The sequence below is a fragment of the Micrococcoides hystricis genome (assembly GCF_042434215.1).
Classification (GTDB): Bacteria; Actinomycetota; Actinomycetes; order Actinomycetales; family Micrococcaceae; genus Micrococcoides; species Micrococcoides hystricis.
On sequence record NZ_JBHLUB010000001.1, the window covers coordinates 111,216 to 128,293 of the forward strand.

At 59.8% G+C, this 17,078-nt stretch carries 12 protein-coding genes; 7 read left to right on the forward strand and 5 right to left on the reverse strand.

Features of this window, described 5'->3' with window-relative positions; all coding sequences use genetic code 11:
* On the reverse strand, nt 1-852 hold the full coding sequence (locus ACFFFR_RS00485; RefSeq protein ID WP_377457247.1) for a M56 family metallopeptidase: 852 nt from the start codon (nt 850-852) through the stop codon (nt 1-3).
* 101 nt (nt 853-953) lie between these two features.
* A complete protein-coding gene (locus ACFFFR_RS00490; protein ID WP_377457248.1) occupies nt 954-1,316 on the reverse strand; it encodes a BlaI/MecI/CopY family transcriptional regulator in 363 nt (120 codons plus the stop codon).
* 204 nt (nt 1,317-1,520) lie between these two features.
* Here ACFFFR_RS00490 and ACFFFR_RS00495 point away from each other — a divergent pair, with 204 nt between their 5' ends.
* Genes ACFFFR_RS00495 through cydC form a run of 3 tightly spaced genes read left to right on the forward strand, consistent with a single transcriptional unit; the run spans nt 1,521 to nt 7,633 of the window.
* The gene (locus ACFFFR_RS00495; RefSeq protein WP_377457250.1) at nt 1,521-3,095 is read left to right on the forward strand and encodes a cytochrome ubiquinol oxidase subunit I; all 1,575 of its coding nucleotides are present in this window, start codon (nt 1,521-1,523) and stop codon (nt 3,093-3,095) included.
* A gap of 29 nt (nt 3,096-3,124) precedes the next feature.
* Nucleotides 3,125-4,147, forward strand: a complete 1,023-nt coding sequence (gene cydB / locus ACFFFR_RS00500; RefSeq protein ID WP_377457252.1) for a cytochrome d ubiquinol oxidase subunit II — start codon at nt 3,125-3,127, stop codon at nt 4,145-4,147.
* Between the two features lie 9 nt (nt 4,148-4,156).
* A complete protein-coding gene (cydC, locus tag ACFFFR_RS00505) occupies nt 4,157-7,633 on the forward strand; it encodes a thiol reductant ABC exporter subunit CydC (RefSeq protein WP_377457254.1) in 3,477 nt (1,158 codons plus the stop codon).
* On the opposite strand, the gene ACFFFR_RS00510 is transcribed toward cydC, so the two are convergent.
* Nucleotides 7,630-10,167, reverse strand: a complete 2,538-nt coding sequence (locus ACFFFR_RS00510) for a DNA gyrase/topoisomerase IV subunit A (RefSeq protein ID WP_377457256.1) — start codon at nt 10,165-10,167, stop codon at nt 7,630-7,632. The genes cydC and ACFFFR_RS00510 overlap by 4 nt on opposite strands.
* A gap of 85 nt (nt 10,168-10,252) precedes the next feature.
* Here ACFFFR_RS00510 and ACFFFR_RS00515 point away from each other — a divergent pair, with 85 nt between their 5' ends.
* The 3 genes from ACFFFR_RS00515 to ACFFFR_RS00525 are packed head-to-tail and all read left to right on the forward strand — an operon-like array spanning nt 10,253 to nt 14,714.
* Nucleotides 10,253-12,955, forward strand: coding sequence for a bifunctional acetate--CoA ligase family protein/GNAT family N-acetyltransferase (locus tag ACFFFR_RS00515; RefSeq protein WP_377457258.1), 2,703 nt, complete (start codon nt 10,253-10,255; stop codon nt 12,953-12,955).
* Between the two features lie 31 nt (nt 12,956-12,986).
* Nucleotides 12,987-13,571 carry a DUF5998 family protein gene (locus tag ACFFFR_RS00520; protein WP_377457260.1) on the forward strand — a complete coding sequence of 195 codons (585 nt, stop codon included), beginning with the start codon at nt 12,987-12,989 and terminating at the stop codon, nt 13,569-13,571.
* The gene (locus ACFFFR_RS00525) at nt 13,572-14,714 is read left to right on the forward strand and encodes an alkaline phosphatase family protein (protein WP_377457261.1); all 1,143 of its coding nucleotides are present in this window, start codon (nt 13,572-13,574) and stop codon (nt 14,712-14,714) included.
* Nucleotides 14,715-14,732: 18 nt separating this feature from the next.
* On the opposite strand, the gene sepH is transcribed toward ACFFFR_RS00525, so the two are convergent.
* Entirely contained in the window at nt 14,733-15,956 is a 1,224-nt protein-coding gene (sepH, locus tag ACFFFR_RS00530; RefSeq protein ID WP_377457263.1) for a septation protein SepH, read from the reverse strand.
* 252 nt (nt 15,957-16,208) lie between these two features.
* On the opposite strand from sepH, the gene ACFFFR_RS00535 reads away from it, so the two are divergent.
* On the forward strand, nt 16,209-16,508 hold the full coding sequence (locus tag ACFFFR_RS00535; protein WP_377457265.1) for a DUF4193 domain-containing protein: 300 nt from the start codon (nt 16,209-16,211) through the stop codon (nt 16,506-16,508).
* A 63-nt stretch (nt 16,509-16,571) separates the two neighbouring features.
* Here the strand turns inward: ACFFFR_RS00535 and ACFFFR_RS00540 are convergent, their stop codons facing one another.
* A complete protein-coding gene (locus ACFFFR_RS00540; RefSeq protein ID WP_377457267.1) occupies nt 16,572-17,054 on the reverse strand; it encodes a DUF3093 domain-containing protein in 483 nt (160 codons plus the stop codon).
* Nucleotides 17,055-17,078 lie beyond the last annotated feature (24 nt).

Genomic DNA, 17,078 nt, shown 5'->3' on the forward strand with positions numbered 1-17,078 from the left:
TTAGAGCGGGCCGAAACTGAGCAAACCCATCACGCCCAGCAACACCGCAGTGGCGGATGCGATCATGGTGGCCGCCACCGTGCCGGAGGTAGCTGGGTCGTTGATGAGGGTGGCGACCCGAGGGGAAAGCTGAGTCTGTTCCTGGGCTGTCTGCGAGGTAGGTACGAATGTATCCGCCGGTTCCTGGGGCGTCAGAGGATAGGTTGCCACCACCGCGGTGAGTAGAACCGAGCGGTCAAACTTTTCGAGGGTCGCGCGATCAGCCAAAATCTCCACCAAGTTCGACACCGCAGACTGGGCTTTCTCTGTCACCGGCAACCAAGGTAACGCTTGGCGCCAGGTCAAAAATGCGGCTAGCAGCAGGTGGTGGTTCTGTCTAATGTGGGCTCGTTCGTGGGTTAGCACCGCATCGAGTTGCTCTTGGCTGAGCTTGTCTTGCAATCCGGATGAAACAACGGTCAGTGGTTGCCAAAGCCCCGGTAAACAGTACGCCACAGGTTGGTCAGCGGGCAGCACATAGGTGTGTTTTGCGGAGCCTTCACTGCCTAAGAGCTTGACGAGGTTCTTGTGTTCATTGACTTCCCGTTGTAGCCGCACCACCGTGACTATAAAGGTCAGCAGCAGATGCCCTGCCAATACGGCGGCGATCACGAGCATGGTGACATGGACCGTGGGTAGCGCCATGACGGTACCTAGCGGGGAGTCGCTTCGAAGAATGTGTGAGACCGCTTGGGGGACGGTATTGCCCAACGGGGCCAGTGCAGCGGCAATGGGGGCTCCGAGGAGCGAAAACACGCCGGCAACTGCGACGGTCTGCCAGATCACCATCGCGGCGAACGGATGGGCCCACATCCAACGCTGCTTGTGTAGCCAGAGGGGTATCGGCCACGCAAGCATGATTGCCAGTCCGGCAAGGACAAGCGCGGTCATCAAAGAGAAAGAAGCGCTATCGCTTAGTTGGTCTCAGCCAGCATGGAGCGCACTTGCTCGGCCTCCTGCGGGCTGATTTCGCCGATGAGGCGTGCCAACACTGCGCTTCGATCTGGGACCGTGCCAAGAACGTTGCGCAGCAACTCAACTGTGTGGTCTTCCCGTGAGGCGACGGCCACGAACTGATGTGGACGAATGTCTCGGTCCCGCTGGACCATGCCTTTTTTCTCCAGACGGGTGAGCACCGTCAGAATGGTGGTGACAGCCAATTCACGGCCGCTGTCAGCATCGAGCAGGGCTTCGCGAACGTCTTGGGCAGACAGCGGACGAGCATCGGTCCAGAGAATGTCCATAATAGAGCGTTCGAGATCACCGAGAGAGCGCAACGATCAGTTCCTTGTGTCAGCGTAGGCAAGAAGAATTGCCTACTAAAATTCACCAATTACTACCTAGTGTACAACTTCACATGGAAACATCGGGTTAACGACCGAGTTCGATTTCTACTCGCGGTAGAAGTTCGGTAGTTTAACTAGTGGGTAATAAGCCGCCCGTTTGAGGGGAGCGGCTGCCCACCGGTGAGAAAGGGAACCATGGACCCATTAGAACTTGCCAGATGGCAATTTGGGATCACAACCGTCTACCACTTCCTCATGGTGCCGCTGACGATTGGTCTAGGGATCGTTGTTGCGACCTTGCAGACCATGTGGGTTCGCACCGGCAAGGAACAGTATCTCAGAATGACCAAATTCTGGGCGAAATTGTTCCTGATCAACTTCATCATGGGCGTGGCCACCGGTATCGTCCAAGAGTTCCAATTCGGCATGGCCTGGAGCGAGTACTCCCGGTTCGTCGGTGACGTCTTTGGCGCACCACTGGCCATGGAGGCCCTCATCGCCTTCTTCGCCGAGTCAACGTTCTTGGGTATTTGGATCTTCGGCTGGGGCAGGATCAGAAAAGGACTCCACTTAGCCGCACTCTGGATCGCGGTCATCGCCTCTGTCTTCTCAGCTTTCTTTATTCTGGCCGCAAACTCGTGGATGCAGCACCCGGTCGGCACCGAAATGATCGACGGACGTCCCGTCATGGTCGATATTTGGGCCGTGCTGGGCAACGACACTCTCTGGGCGGCTTTCCCGCACACCATTGCCGGCGCCTTGGCTGTTGCCGGTGGTTTCTTGGTCGGTATTGCTTGGTGGCACCTGTGGCGTCGCCGCGTTGATGGCATTGACTCAGTCGACGAAAACGGTCGCGTCATCGTGGGTACGACCGGTTCCAAAGGCCGTGACGAAGTCGATCACAAGGTCTGGCTGTCCTCGCTACGCTGGGGCGGTTGGATTGCCCTTGTCGCATTCTTGGGTACCGCCTTCACCGGGCACTGGCAGGCACAGCTGATGATTCACCAGCAGCCGATGAAAATGGCTTCCGCTGAGGCGGCCTGCCACGACGGTACTGCCTTCTCCGTTCTTTCCATCGCTGATCTGCGTGGTGGCGGGGCAACCACGTGTGACGACATCATCGGTGTCTTTGAGATTCCTGGCCTGCTGTCTTACCTGGCCTACAGTGACTTTGAGACCGAGGTGAAGGGTGTCAACACGCTGATCCCGGAATACCAGGAGAAGTACGGCCCCCACTTGCCGGATGACCCGATGTACGGTGAGCGTGCCGGAGCTGAAATCAACTACCTGCCCATCATGGAAGTGACCTATTGGGGCTTCCGTCTGATGATCACCTTCGGTGGCTTGGCGGCCTTGGCTGCGGCGATTGCGCTCTGGATCACCCGAAAAGGTACCGTCCCGGAATCCCGCTGGTTGAAGAACTTGGCCCTGCTGAGCATTTGGGCGCCGTTTGGTGCTAACACCGCAGGCTGGATCTTCACCGAAATGGGTCGCCAGCCCTTCGTGGTGGCACCGAACCCGGATGGCATGGACCAAATCTTCATGTACACGGCAGCGGCCGTCTCCCCGGGTGTTGACGGGCGAGAAATCCTCTTCTCGCTGATCGTGCTCACCGGTATTTACGGTGTCTTGCTGGTCGTGGAAGTACTGCTGTTGACCCGCTATGTTCGTGGCGGTGTCCCCGCCGGCATGCCGGAACTCACCATGGATGAAGACATCGATGATGAGGACCGCAAGGATCGTGACGACGTTTTGGCCTTCGCCTACTAGGCGCGGCAAGCAACTAAGGAAGACTCTCAATGGAATTCTTACCAACACTGTGGTTTATCCTCATTGCCGTGCTGTGGATCGGATACCTCTTCCTCGAGGGATTTGACTTGGGCGTCGGTATGCTCATGAAACTCTGGGCTCGGAACGAGTCACAGCGCCGCCAGCTGCTGAACACCATTGGTCCGGTATGGGACGGTAATGAAGTCTGGCTGCTGACCGCCGGTGGTGCGACTTTCGCAGCGTTCCCACTGTGGTACGCCTCCCTGTTCGCCGCCCTGTACATCCCGCTGACCATCGCACTGCTGGCGTTGATCTTGCGGGCCGTATCCATCGAATACCGTGGCAAAGCGATGACCCAAGCTGGGCGTAATGCCTGGGACTGGGCCATGGCCGGAGGCTCGGCCGTAGCCGCTTTCTGCGTAGGCGCCATGCTGGCGCTGACCACCACTGGTCTGCCACTGGATGCCAACGGCGACCGCGTCGGCGGTGCCTTCGTCTGGCTCAACGGCTATGCGGTACTGGGCGGATTGGCCGTGGTCGGCTTCGCGCTCATCCAGGCGTGGGCCTTCTTGGGCCTGAAAACCGATGGGGCCTCCCGAGTGGAAGCGAACCTGCAGCTACGCAAATTCCTGCCCCTGTACATCGCTCCGCTTGCCATCTGGGCTCTGCTAGTGATCTTCGCCAACGGGCACAAGCTGTGGGCCTGGCTGGCGTTGATCATCGCGGTTGTGGCACTTCTCGGTTCGTGGCTGGCCGCGGCCCGCAAGCGCGAAGGTTGGACCTTCGTCTTGCTCGGGGTCTTCTTGGTCGCAGGCGCTTCTGCGATCTTCACCAGCGTGTACCCGAACGTGCTGCCTTCGACCATCGATGAGGCCTACAACCTGACCGTCACCAACGCCTCATCCTCGACCTACACGTTGACGGTCATGGCTTGGGTCGCCGCCATCTTTGTTCCGATCGTCTTGGCCTACCAAGCGTGGACCTACAAGGTCTTTGCCAAGCGCATCGCCGAACACCACATCCCCGACCAACATGAGGTTGTCCCGCTCTAGGATAGATACGTGAGCGTAGACCCTAAGCCTAAGAATCGCGCGGTCAGCCCGCCGGAACCACCAGAAAGTTCCGCCGGGCGCCGCGCGATCGGCATTTTTGCCCTCTTTGCCATTATCAAGGCCATCGGCTGGATTCTGATCGCCCAAGCGGTAGCTGAAGCCATTACGCCGTTCGCCGCTTTGGCCGGCAAAACGGACGTCCCAAGCTTAAAGGCGCTCCTAGCTCCACACATCGAGCCGTTCCAACAGTTGCCCGCCACCGCGAATCTTGACACGGCTCTGATCTTGGGTCTGGTTGGCGCCGGGTTGCGTGGTTTGGCGGCGTGGGGCACTGAAGTGGTTGCCAACCGTATCGCGTTAGGGGAGAAGGAGCACTACCGCTACAGGATCCTGAAACACCGACTCACCGGCAGTCTGCCTCAGCGGGTTGGCGACGAGTCGGTATTGATCACGCGTGGGCTAGACGGCTTGGATGACTACTACAAGAAGTACTGGCCCGCGCTCGTCTCAGCAGCGATCATCCCGGTCATTCTTGGTTTCTGGATCCTCATGGCCGATTGGGTCTCAGCTCTTGTGCTGGTTTTGACGATCCCGTTAATCCCGCTGTTCATGATCTTAATCGGCCAGCATACCGAGGAACGGGTTGATGAGGCCGCTGAGGGGCTAGCCCGCATCTCACAAAATCTTTACGAGCTGGCGCGGGGACTACCCGCACTGGTGGGACTGCACCGTGCCGGGGTACACGCCAAAGCTCTGCGCAGGGTATCCGAGCGATACCGGGCCGCCACCATGAAGACACTACGATCAGCTTTCATGTCCGCGCTCGCACTAGAACTCATCGCGACCCTGTCCGTCGCCGTTATCGCTGTATTCATCGGTGTGCGACTGGTATACGGTCACATGGACCTTTTCGCGGGGATCGTGGTGCTGGTTCTGGCAGCTGAAGTGTATCTACCCTTCCGTGACATTGGGTCGGCCTACCATGCCAGCGAGGACGGCTTGGAGGCGTTGAAACGGATTCGTGACCAACTCAACGATCCGCGCCCGAAAACACTCCAAAGCACGAAGCCAGACAGCACCAACACTGAGGTTGGATTCAGCGGTCTCACCGTGAAGTACCACGGTGCCAGCGTACCCGTCCTGAGTAACGCCGATCTGCAAGCGCCGGCAGGTGCGCTCACCATCTTGGCCAGTGCCTCCGGGACTGGTAAATCAACAATCTTGAAGTTGCTGGCCGGGGTGCTCGGCGACGAGCTTGTCGATTTTTCTGCCCGCACCGTCCAACTTCCGCAGGATCGGCTGTACCTGTCCCAGCACCCGGTTTTCACGGAGGCTACGGTTGCAGCCGAAATGCAGTTGTACACCGGCTCCGGAACAATGGCGAAGAGCCACATCACCGACGCGCTTAACTTGTGCTCGGCCGAGCATTTGCGCCACCGCGAGCTAGCTCAGCTCAGCCCGGGGGAGCAACGCCGGGTCGCGTTGGCCCGGGTCATTGCTAGAGCCTTGTCGCAGTTGGAAGCGGGACATAACGTCAGTATCTTCTTGGACGAGCCCACCGCACACCTAGATGAAGTCTCGGCAGAACGTATCCGCGTTGGTCTGACGCGACTCATCCAACGGTTCCCCATGATCAGCGTTGTCGCCGCCTCACACGACCGGAAGCTCCATGCCCGGGCTGATCAGCTTCTGGATATCGATGCTGCAGGAAAGTTGACCGCGATGAGAGTGGAATCAGAACATGATTGCCCGGCCCTGCAGCACATCGCAGATGACGGTACCAGCACGAGCACGCCACGACCGCTCCGCAAGGAAGTCGAAACGAGCGGTACGTCCCAGTCGTTGTGGGGACTGCTGAAGTATCTGCCCCTGCGGAACTGGCGGTTCCTGGGCGGGGTGGGGCTAGCCGCTATCACGGTACTAGCAGCCGCAGCTCTGGCAGCCCTTTCCGGTTGGCTGATTGTTCAGGCGTCGTATCAACCACCGGTGCTGTACTTGCTAGCCATCATCGTGGGTGTGCGCTTCTTTGGCATCGGCCGGGCAGCTTTCCGGTACGCTGAACGACTAGCCACCCACCGTGCCATTTTGGATTGGGCGAATGATTTGCGCCTGACTTTGTGGAATGCGTTGGCAACAAACATTCGTTTTTGGCCGACCCTGACCCGTCGTGGCGGGTCGCTGAACTTGCTGATCGCAGACGTTGACGAATTGCGCGACGCACTACCTCGTGTCGTGGTGCCGATTCCTGCCGCCGTGATCGCCTGGGTCATCACCACGATTCTGCTGGGTTTGATTCTGCCAGAGCTGGTTCCGATCGTGGCCATGGCCGGGCTGATCGGACTGTTCTTGGTGCCGTTGCTGATTTGGTGGATTGAACGTGGCACCCAACGCAAACTTGCCGAACACCGCAGCTGGTTGGTGGCCGAATCTTCGCAGCTGCTCGGTGGTGCTGCCGAAGTCCACGCCAATGGCCTCGCAGAACCACTGTTGGAACGCTTCGCACAGGCTGAGGCCGCGCAGCAACGCCACCTGAAACGACGAGCTCTCTTCGCCGGAATAGGTCAAGGCAGCGCCGTTTTCATCACCGCCGCAACGGCAATCATCAGTGTTCTCATGGCTCTCGAAGCAGGACTTGAGGCACCCATGGTGGCCCTTCTCGGATTCCTGCTGTTGTCGTTGGCCGAACCATTTGGCCAAACCGTGGAAGCAACTCACGAGGCATCAGTTTTGGCGGTCCAGTTGCAGAAGCTCGCCCCGCTCCTAGAAGAGAAGGATCCGAGCGTCGTCACAGGCCATACAGAACTTCTCCAGCACCCGGTAAGTGCAGACGTGCTCGTATCTGGACTGCAGACTCAGTCGGTAGCAGCCCAATACCCGGGCACCGTCGAACCGGTCTTTGCCGATCTAGACTTCTCCGTAGAAGCCGGGGAGCTGACGGTCGTTACCGGGCCATCCGGCAGCGGAAAGTCAACGTTGCTCGCCGTTCTTTTGGGGTTCCTGCCCCCGGCCGCCGGACGTTATCTCATCAAGACCACCGCTGGCACTGATCAGCTCGAATTGGCCCAAGCATTCGAGAGAATTGCGTGGTGCCCGCAAGAGGCCTACCTGTTCAACTCAACGTTGGCCGGCAACCTGGCGTTGGCGCGAGACCGAGACGAGGCCCCTTCACAGGAACAGATGATCGCAGTTTTGGAACAGGTTGGTCTCGGTCCGTGGTTCGCTACCACGAGCGAGGGTTTGGACACCTCTATCGGGGCGGGCGGGGCGTACCTCTCGGGTGGTCAACGGCAGCGCTTGGCTCTTGCCCGTGCGCTGCTGGCAGACGCCGATGTGTTGCTCCTGGACGAACCGACGGCCCACCTCGGGGAAGACGAAGCCGCCGAGCTAGTGGCAGATTTGCACGAGCTCAAACGCGAGCGCTCACTGGTCATCGTGACGCACCAAATGGATTACGTGGCCCAAGCGGACCGCCACGTGCAGCTTTAGAACTCGAGCGTGCCTTGCTCGCCGGCACTCTTGCCGTCTTTGGCGGTTGCCGCCGGGGCGACAACGGTGCCTGCCAACAGGTCAATCTTGTGGCTGAGCGGAATACCGGAGGCATCGCGGCCGGCCAACTCTAACGGCAGGGTGCGTGCGACACCGGCTTTGGTAGAGCCCAGCATGGTGGTGGCGCCAGTGCCCGCTAGGGCGAGTCTGTCCTCACCTTTCAAGAAGCGGTGCGCGCGAATCCCCGCCGTGGCTCGGCCACGAAGCGGGAAGTCATTCAGATCGGTGATCTTGACCGTCCCGTGGGTAGCGTCCCCGGATACCGGGTTTGTGATGGTCACCACGCGAGCTCCAACGGCGCGCTCCGCGGCAGTGACCACGCCGAAGTGAATGACCTCATCGCTTTCTGCGACGCGCATCCCGGCGACGCCACCGGCGGTGCGGCCTTGCGGCCGGATCTTCTCAGCTTCGGTCCGCAGCAGCTGGGCATTACGGGTGATGAAGACGAGCTCCGCATCGTCTGGGCAAGCAGCGGCGCCCACGAGGGTGTCCGCGCCCTTCAGCGTAATGGCCTCCCAACGATCCCGATTCAATGGGTAGTCCGGGCTCAGGCGCTTGACTACCCCGGAAGTCGTACCCATGGCCAGCACCTGATCCAGCGGCACCAACGTCAACAACGTCTCGTTCTTCGCCAGTCCGATGAAGTCATTGGCGTTGACCGCATCTTGGAAACGTGGGGCATGATCGGTGATCGCGGTGACAGGAAGGTCAATGACTGGCACGCGCAGCATGGTCCCGTCCGTGAGTAGTGCACCCACTTCGGAGCGAGCCGAGGTCGGGATGACCGCGGCGATCAAGTCGTGCTTGTACCGCCGTGGCTGGGTGAACTCGGTCGAACGGTTTGCTGTTCGAACGATCAAACCAGTCTTGGTCAGCACCACGAAGCAAGGGTCGTCGGCAATCTGCAAGGCGCCGGTGGCTTTACCGGCACTCTTTTGCGGTGCCGCCGGGGTGGTACCAGCAAGGGGAGCGAGGTCTTCGGAACGTTGCAGTACGGTGCGTCGTTCATCACCGAACTTCTCTACGACTTCGTCCAGTTCCGCGCAGACAAGCTCCCGCAGCAGCCGGTCGGAGGCCAAAATGGCTTCCAGCTCGGCAATAGCGGCCTTGAGTTCATCTTGTTCGGCCTCGAGCTCGATCCGCGAGTACTTGGTGAGCTGTCGCAAGCGCAGTTCAAGGATGTGGTTCGCCTGGGTCTCCGTCAAGTCGAAGGCCAGCATCAGTCGTTCGCGTGCCTGGGAGGCTTGATCGGCGCCACGGATGATCTGGATGACCTCATCAATGTTCAGGATCGCGATGAGCAAGCCCTCAACAAGGTGGAGTCGTTCGCGCCGTTTGGCTAACCGGTGCTCGGTACGTCGGCGCACCACGTTCAGCCGGTGGTCAACATAGACCTCCAGCATCTCTTTCAGCCCCAAGGTCAGTGGCTGGCCGTTGACCAAGGCAACGTTGTTGATCCCGAAGGACTCTTCCATCGGGGTGTGCTTGTACAGGGCCGCCAGCACCGAATTGGGGTTGAAGCCGCTCTTGAGCTCGATCACGAGCTTCAGCCCGTTCTTCCGGTCCGTCAGATCGATGACGTTCGCGATCCCGGACAGCTTCTTGGCGGTGACCCCAGCCTTGATACGGTCAATGACCTTCTCCGGCCCGACCAAGTACGGTAGCTCGGTAACGACAAGAGCAGTTTTGCGGGCGGAAACTTTTTCCAAAGCGACTTTGGCCCGGGTCTTGAAGATGCCTCGACCTGTCTTGTAAGCATCCTTGATGCCCTTGGTACCGGCAATGATTCCCCCGGAGGGCAGATCAGGGCCCGGGATGAACTTCATCAGCTCGGAGAGTTCGGCATCCGGGTTTTGAATCAGATGCTTGGTAGCACCCACGACTTCGACAAGGTTGTGGGGTGCCATGTTCGTGGCCATACCGACCGCGATGCCGGAGGCCCCATTGACCAGCAGATTGGGGAAGGCGGCCGGCAGCACCTCCGGTTGTTGCTGGGAGTTGTCGTAGTTCGGGACAAAATCCACCACGTCTTCATCGAGGTTGGTGGTCATCGCCAGCGCGGCCGGGGCGAGCTTGGCTTCGGTGTACCGGGACGCGGCGGGACCGTCATCGAGGGAACCGAAGTTACCGTGCCCATCCACGAGCGGCAGTCGCAGTGAGAAGCTTTGGGCCAGACGGACCATCGCGTCGTAGATGGCCGAATCGCCATGCGGGTGAAGCTTACCCATAACTTCGCCGACCACCCGGGAGGACTTGACGTGTCCACGTTCGGGGCGCAGCCCCATCTGGGCCATCATGTACAGGATGCGGCGTTGGACCGGTTTGAGACCGTCACGGGCATCGGGCAGGGCCCGGGAGTAGATGACCGAGTACGCGTATTCGAGGAAGGAACCTTCCATTTCCGAGGCGACGTCAATGTCGATGATGTTCTCGGTGAAGTCGGCATCCTGCAGACTGTCCTGGTCACGGGACATAAACGGGCGTACCCTCCTGGCAGCAAAAAGAAATGTAACCGAGCCAACTCCCACAGCAACAGAAATAGGCTCTAGGCTTTATTCTATGGTGAAACAGAACGAAACTGCGGATTACCCGAGCCACTGGGAAGCCGACGTAGTGCTACGGGACGGAGCCACAGCCCATTTGCGGCCGGTGAGCCCGGCCGATGCCGAGGCGCTGCAGCGGATGCATCAAGGCCAATCTGAGACCTCCATCTACTTACGTTTCTTCACCTACAAAGCTTCCCTCAGCGACGCCGAACTGGAACGCTTCACCCACGTGGATTACCGAGACCGGGTGGCATTTGTCATTACCATCGGTGACGACATCGCCGGCATTGGCCGTTACGATCGGTTGGATGACCCGTTGGAGGCGGAAGTCGCGTTCATGATCGCCGACGCGCATCAAGGGCGCGGACTCGGCTCCATTCTCATTGAACACTTGGCCGCCGCTGCCCGCGAGCGCGGCATCCGGCGCTTCTCCGCGGAGGTCCTTCCGGAAAACCGGACCATGCTCGTGGTCTTTCAAGAATCCGGGTTCGACATCTCCCGTCGCTTCGACGACGGTGTCGTGGTCGTTGAGTTCTCCATTGATCCGACCGAGCGCTCGCGCGCCGTCATGGAATCCCGCGAACACCGGGCCGAAGCCAAATCGATCGCTGAAATCGTCAACCCCAGATCGGTGGCCGTCATTGGGGCCTCCCGCTATTGGGGCAAAGTCGGACACCGACTCCTGGAATCCCTCGTCGAAAACGGGTTCAACGGACACGTCGTGGGCATCAACCCGGAAGCCTTCGAAGTCGGTGGGACTGTCAGCTTCGCTGGAGTCTCTGAAAGTAAAGAACCCATCGAGTTGGCTGTGGTCGCCGTACCCAAAGACCGGCTACCCGAAGTCGTGGAAGAATGCGGCAAAGCCGGGGTCAAGGGTCTGCTCATCATCACCGCCGGGTTCGAGTACGGCAACGGCATGGAGGTCCAACGCAGCATCGTTCGGCAGGCCCGCCGGTGGGGCATGCGGGTCGTGGGCCCGGCTTCCGCAGGAATCATTAACACTGACCCCGAGATTAGCCTGAACGCGTCGCCATCTCCGACGTTGCCCCTGCGCGGCAGCCTAGGACTGTTCACCCAGTCCGCGGCGATCACCATTGCGTTGTTCGCCTCCGCGGTCCGTCAAGACATTGGATTCTCCTCTGTCCTTTCGGCCGGCAACCGTGCCGATGTTTCCGGTAACGACATGATGCAGTACTGGGAAGACGACCCCAATACCCGCGCAGTCGCCCTCTACCTGGAGAGCTTCGGCAACCCACGTAAATTTGTTCGGATCGCGCGCCGGCTCTCCCGCACCAAACCTGTCATCGTGACGAAGTCAGACATGACCGGCCGGCGGATCCCAGCCGGACACCAAGTTCGCACCACCCAAGCTTCCCCGGAAGCAACCCGTGCCCTCTTGGCTCAAGCCGGGGTCACCCAAGCGCGAAACCATGACGAAATGATGGACGTCTGCCGTCTGGTATCCACCCAGAATGTGCCGGCCGGTTCCCGGGTGGGCATCATCTCTAATTCGCCGGCCTTGGCGCAGGTCTCCGCAGACACCGCGGACCAGCTGCGCTTAGATCCCACCCTGATCATCGACGCAGTCAACTTGGATCAGGACCTGCCGGCAGCACGGGAGTCGATGCGGGCCGCGTTAGCGGATGCGATAGCCTCACCGAAAGTGGATGCGCTGCTCGTGGTACCGCAAGCCGGGTTGAACCAAGGACTGGACGAATGTTTAGAAGACATCGCTAACCTGGCTGCCACAACGGACAAACCAGTTTTGGTGACGATCTCCGGCGTCTTAGATGAAGACATCGAACTGAACTCCATTGCCCACGCCGGTGAAGTACAAGAAGCTGGAGACCTGCAAGCAGGGGTGCCCTGCTACTCCAACCCGGCCAGGGCCTTGAAAGCGCTGGCATTGCTGGCACGCTACCGGGACTGGCTGAACCAAGACGTAAGTGAAGTGCACCGTCCCGAAGACATCGATCAGGATCGCGCAGCCGAAATTGTGGCGGCCGCTGTGGCCGAAGTTCCGGGCGGGGAACTGAAGAAACTTTCGGAGAAAGACACCGCAGCATTGCTAGCCAGCTACGGGGTCCACCTCCTAGAAACCATCCCGTTCGAAACCCCGGAGGAAGCCGTCGCAGCAGCCGAAGAACTCGGGTGGCCCGTGGCGCTCAAAGCCACCGACTCCTACCTGCGCCACCGGCTGGATCTCGGCGGAGTACGACTCAATATCCCAGACGAGGCCAGCCTGCGGGCCAACATCACGCAGATGCGCGCCCTGTTGGAAGCCTACGGCTCACCGGGTTTGGAAGTGCAGTCCATGGTCGCGGCCGGTCAAGGCTGTGCCGTGCGCGCCATTGAGGATCCGCTCCACGGCCCGGTGCTGTCCTTTGGAGTCGCAGGTGACGCTGTTGACTTGCTCAATGACTGGGCGCACGCCAGCCCACCGCTGACCCAATTGGATCTGGACCAGATGATCCGGACACCGAAAGCCTCAGCCAAACTGTTCGGGTACCAGCAGATGCCGCCCGTGGATGCAGAAGCCGTCAAAGACGTGCTGAACCGGATCGGGCTGCTCAAAGACGACTTCCCACAGGTCGTGAAGCTGAAACTGTCCCCACTGCTGGCCGCAGCTGATTCTGCTACCGTTTTAGCTGCAGAGATTCACGTAGCTAACGCGGAACAACGCACCGATTCGGCACGCCGTGCCTTGAGTAACTAACCAACAAACAGATGGGTAATGTGAGCGCACTATGACTGATTCCACCCAACCACGTACGCGCCTGATGGACGCAGTGGAGCGGGCCGGGTTCTACCCGGACTTGGTGAATCAAACCTTGCAGCAGGCGTTGGGGGATGTAGAGCCACTCGAATTCCTCGTCAATGTCGATATGCACTTCGACATGGAGCAGATGCACCGCCACATCACCGTCCTCATGGTCACCGACGCCTGGTTCGTGGTGGCCCACTTGGATGGCTCTGCCGATGAAGATTCGGATGAGGCCAGCGCCCGGATCGCTACCGAAGTTGTCCCGTTGAAACGGGTCCGCTCGGTCGTCCTGTCCACTTCCCATGCCAAACCCGAACACGGTTTCCACCCTGACCACGTCCAAGAGGTCGAACTAGCCGTAGCGTGGGGCCAGAACATGCGCATCGACGTTGGCCCGGCTTCCTGCGGGGACCCGAACTGCGATATTGAGCACGGCTTGACCGGTAACCAGTTCCCAGAAGACCTGCTGATCCGGGTTGCGGAGAAAGCCAGCGGGGCCATGGCCGTGCAAAAGGCACTGTCCTTCGGTCAAACGCTGCGCACCGCGTGGCTGAAAGCCAACGCCTAGATGACACAGCCACTTCCGGCCGGACCGGAGTACGGTTCCCGCAACCTTGCCGACCTCATGCCCTCCGCTGCCGCCGCGATGGGGGTGACGGGCTTACCCAACACGCTGGGGCTGCCCAGCTCATCCAAATACTGCATCATCATGGTGGACGGACTCGGCCACCGGCTGGTGAAAAAACACCGGGGCTATCTGCCTTTCATTTCCAAGGCAGAGCAACGCCACATTGTTGCAGCCTACCCAACGACCACCGCATGTTCACTGACCACCCTTGGAACAGGAGTGCCGCCGGGAACCCACGGGGTGCTCGGGTACGACGTTTACGACCCGGATCGGGACACCGTCAACAACATGCTCTCCGGGTGGGACCCCACGCTCGATATTGCCAGCTGGCAGCCTGCACCAACTGTCTTCGAACAGTTACTTCCCACCCACGTCAGTCCCGTTACCGTATCCATGCCGCGCTTCGCTGACTCCGGGCTGACGCGTGCCTCGCTCCATAGCAGCGACTACCGCGGGGCCAACACAATGCCGGCCCGGGTGCGGGCAGCTATCGAGGCGTTGAACGAACCCGGGAACCAGCTGGTGTACTTGTACTTTGACGAAACCGATGTGGCCGGGCACCGGTACGGAGTGGATTCAACGCAGTGGCGAGAAGCCGCCGAGGAAATCGATTTGTGGGTCCGGAAATTCATCACGGGCCTGAACAAGACTAAAGCGGGGGCCAAGACCACCGTTTATTTGACTGCTGATCACGGGATGCTGGACGTACCGGAATCCGGCCGGATCGACTTGGCCGAAGAGTCTTGGCTGACCGATCAACTGCACACCACGGCCGGGGATCCTCGCTTCTTGCAACTCTTCCTCAAACCGGACGTGGATCCCGCAGCGCTGCACGCCAAACTTGCTGACCGCTGGGGCAAGCACGCGTGGGTCGTCACCAAGGAGCAGATGCTCAGCGAAGGCTGGTTCGGTGAGGTGCCGCCCAAGCATCAAGCCAGACTGGGGGAATTGCTCATCGCGGCCCGGGAGCCGATCGCGTTCTTTGACACCCCACGGGTGGGCGAGCGGGCGCTCGGGATGGTGGGTCAGCATGGCTCACTGACACCGGTGGAGCGAGAAGTCCCGCTGTACCGGTTGAACTAGGTCAAAGACAAGCGGCGGTTATTCGCCGCGGGTCCCAAACACGATTTCATCCCAGGATGGGACCGAGGAACGTTTTGGTTTCTTCTTTGCCGGTTTGTCCTGCTGCGACTCCTGGTCCGCGTCCGCGGTGGCGGAATCGTTGGCCGGGCTGTCAGCAGATTCCTGCTGATGGGCCTGTTTGTCGAGTTCAGCTTGCCGCTGCTCAGCTTCGTGGTCGGCGACCGCCTGCAACGCATCGGTCTGGCCACGGACCTCACCGTGCTTCTTGGCGGCCGGGACCGGAGCGGGCACATCGTCCTGCTCCGGCTGGTCGTAATTACCAAAATCGATGTGGCGGACAAGACCACGGCTGACACCGATGTTGCTCTCTTCCGGACGGGGCAGCCCGAAAGTGTCCTCGTTTTCCTCGTCCTCATCCATAGGGTCGAAACCGCGGGCAATATAGCCGGCTAGTTCGTCATCGGACTCTTCGTCCGAACCAAGCCGGGTTCCGCGTCGCTCCCGAAGCAAATCCAAGAGTCCGTCGTGGTCTTCGTGCGGGTTGGCCACACCAGCCTGGACATCTGCATCGCTGACCGCGCTCAACCGGTGCCCGGCCACCGGCGTATCGAGTGGCTCGTCTTCGGACAGCACACGGGCCCACTGGTTCGCGTTCTCCAGCTGCTTGGCGGCCGGTTCAAAGTACCAGCGCGCCTCGGGCTCTTCGTCCGCGAAGAGGTACGACTGACTTGGCCGATCAAAGCTGGCTTTGATTTGCCAGGTGCCGTGAGGATCACGCCAAGCATCCCACTGAACCGAGTCCAGCGGGATCTGCAGGGAACGCAGCTGGTAGTTCAACATGTCCAGCAAGGTGGCTGGCTCGGAGTGGTAGCTGGGGTAGCGGTGGGCGTCTGGCTGTTCGTCGGCTACTTGGACCCGCTGGGCAAGCTGCACCATGTAGGCGCGCTCGTCGAGAACGGGTTGCGCGTAGCGCAGGATGGCTTGTTCGCCCATATTGGAGGCGTAGACGAGATCGTCGACGCTGGCACCTTCACGAATGCGTGTCTGGATTTGGCGCGGGGTGAGTTCTTCCGGGATGTGCTCGGTCGGCACTTTGGCCGGTGGGGGAGGTGGCACTTGGGCCTGTTGGGCGGCGGTGAGCAGCTCGGCATCAGCGGGCAGCAGGAATTGGGTCCCATCGGGGGCTTCCAGGATGAGATTGGTGTGTCCGTCCTGCGGTCCAACAAGCTTTAGCTGCTGCATACACTTCCTCCGAAGCAACAATGATCCGTATGTTGACTCTGCCATGAAATGTGCATTTGTGGCGAGATATGCTGCGGTGTGGCGGCAAAAAACCAGCATCTGTTTGACTCGATTTGGAAATTAGACAGAAATAAGAAAAAATCTGTGCGAACCATCAGCAACGAGAGTTCTGTTCGATTGGGAATAAATCGGTAACAGTTGCTGGTTTGTGGTGGTGTTAGTCCATCCCGTACGGAGTGTGAAGAGATAGTTATGGCCACTGATTACGATGCGCCTCGCAAGAACGAGGATGACGTCAGCGAGGAGTCAATTGAGGAGCTGAAGAATCGGCGTTCCGATTCTCAGTCTGCCGTGGTTGACGAAGATGAGGCCGAAGCCGCCGAGGGGTTTGAACTTCCCGGTGCCGATCTGTCCAACGAAGAGCTGCAGGTGACTGTGCTGCCCGCGCAGGACGACGAATTTACCTGCGCTTCTTGCTTCTTGGTCCGGCACCGCTCCCAGGTGGCCTTGGAAGAGGACGGCATGTTGTATTGCCGTGACTGTGAAGGCTAAAAAGTTTTCCCGCACAAAAAAGCAGCCGTTGGTGTGAACGGCTGCTTTTTCGTATCGGCCCAGTTAGCGGCGGTTCAACGCCGCGACCAGTTCGGCCGGTTTGCGCGAAGAAACAATCCAGTAGGGGGTCTGGTCTTCCGGATCCAGCACCGGCACCGTCACGACGGGGTCAACCCAGCCGCGCATACACATGTAGGCGAGCCCGTGTAGTTTCGGTCCGCGTTGGGCGAAAGCCTCATCTTTTTCGAAGGCTTGCGCTTCACCCAGGAATTTCCGTTCGATGGTGGCGCGACCGGCGGTGAAATACTGGCTTGTGACGGTCAGCGTCGGTCCGGCGAAATACAGCAGCAGGGCAAGGATGGCTGCGACCACGATACAACCAATGATGGTGGTGACAACGCCCATGGGGATCATCACCAAGGCGCTTGCGGCGACGGCGCCGGCTGCGGTCAGCCACAGCCACCAAGAAGGCCACAACTTTTCTTGGAAAAGAATTTCATTGCTCACACCGTTCACTGGTGCGGCAGGGGAGTCGGCAGAAGTCATGGCTCTATCATCTCACTTGGAGCT

What these genes read in the sequence shown, in the direction of transcription:
- ACFFFR_RS00485 (WP_377457247.1), bottom strand. Translation starts at nt 852, where the DNA reads ATGTGGGCCCATCCGTTCGCCGCGATGGTGATCTGGCAGACCGTCGCA.
- ACFFFR_RS00495 (WP_377457250.1), top strand. Translation starts at nt 1,521, where the DNA reads ATGGACCCATTAGAACTTGCCAGATGGCAATTTGGGATCACAACCGTC.
- cydB (WP_377457252.1), top strand. Translation starts at nt 3,125, where the DNA reads ATGGAATTCTTACCAACACTGTGGTTTATCCTCATTGCCGTGCTGTGG.
- ACFFFR_RS00510 (WP_377457256.1), bottom strand. Translation starts at nt 10,167, where the DNA reads ATGTCCCGTGACCAGGACAGTCTGCAGGATGCCGACTTCACCGAGAAC.
- ACFFFR_RS00515 (WP_377457258.1), top strand. Translation starts at nt 10,253, where the DNA reads ATGGTGAAACAGAACGAAACTGCGGATTACCCGAGCCACTGGGAAGCC.
- ACFFFR_RS00520 (WP_377457260.1), top strand. Translation starts at nt 12,987, where the DNA reads ATGACTGATTCCACCCAACCACGTACGCGCCTGATGGACGCAGTGGAG.
- ACFFFR_RS00525 (WP_377457261.1), top strand. Translation starts at nt 13,572, where the DNA reads ATGACACAGCCACTTCCGGCCGGACCGGAGTACGGTTCCCGCAACCTT.
- sepH (WP_377457263.1), bottom strand. Translation starts at nt 15,956, where the DNA reads ATGCAGCAGCTAAAGCTTGTTGGACCGCAGGACGGACACACCAATCTC.
- ACFFFR_RS00535 (WP_377457265.1), top strand. Translation starts at nt 16,209, where the DNA reads ATGGCCACTGATTACGATGCGCCTCGCAAGAACGAGGATGACGTCAGC.
- ACFFFR_RS00540 (WP_377457267.1), bottom strand. Translation starts at nt 17,054, where the DNA reads ATGACTTCTGCCGACTCCCCTGCCGCACCAGTGAACGGTGTGAGCAAT.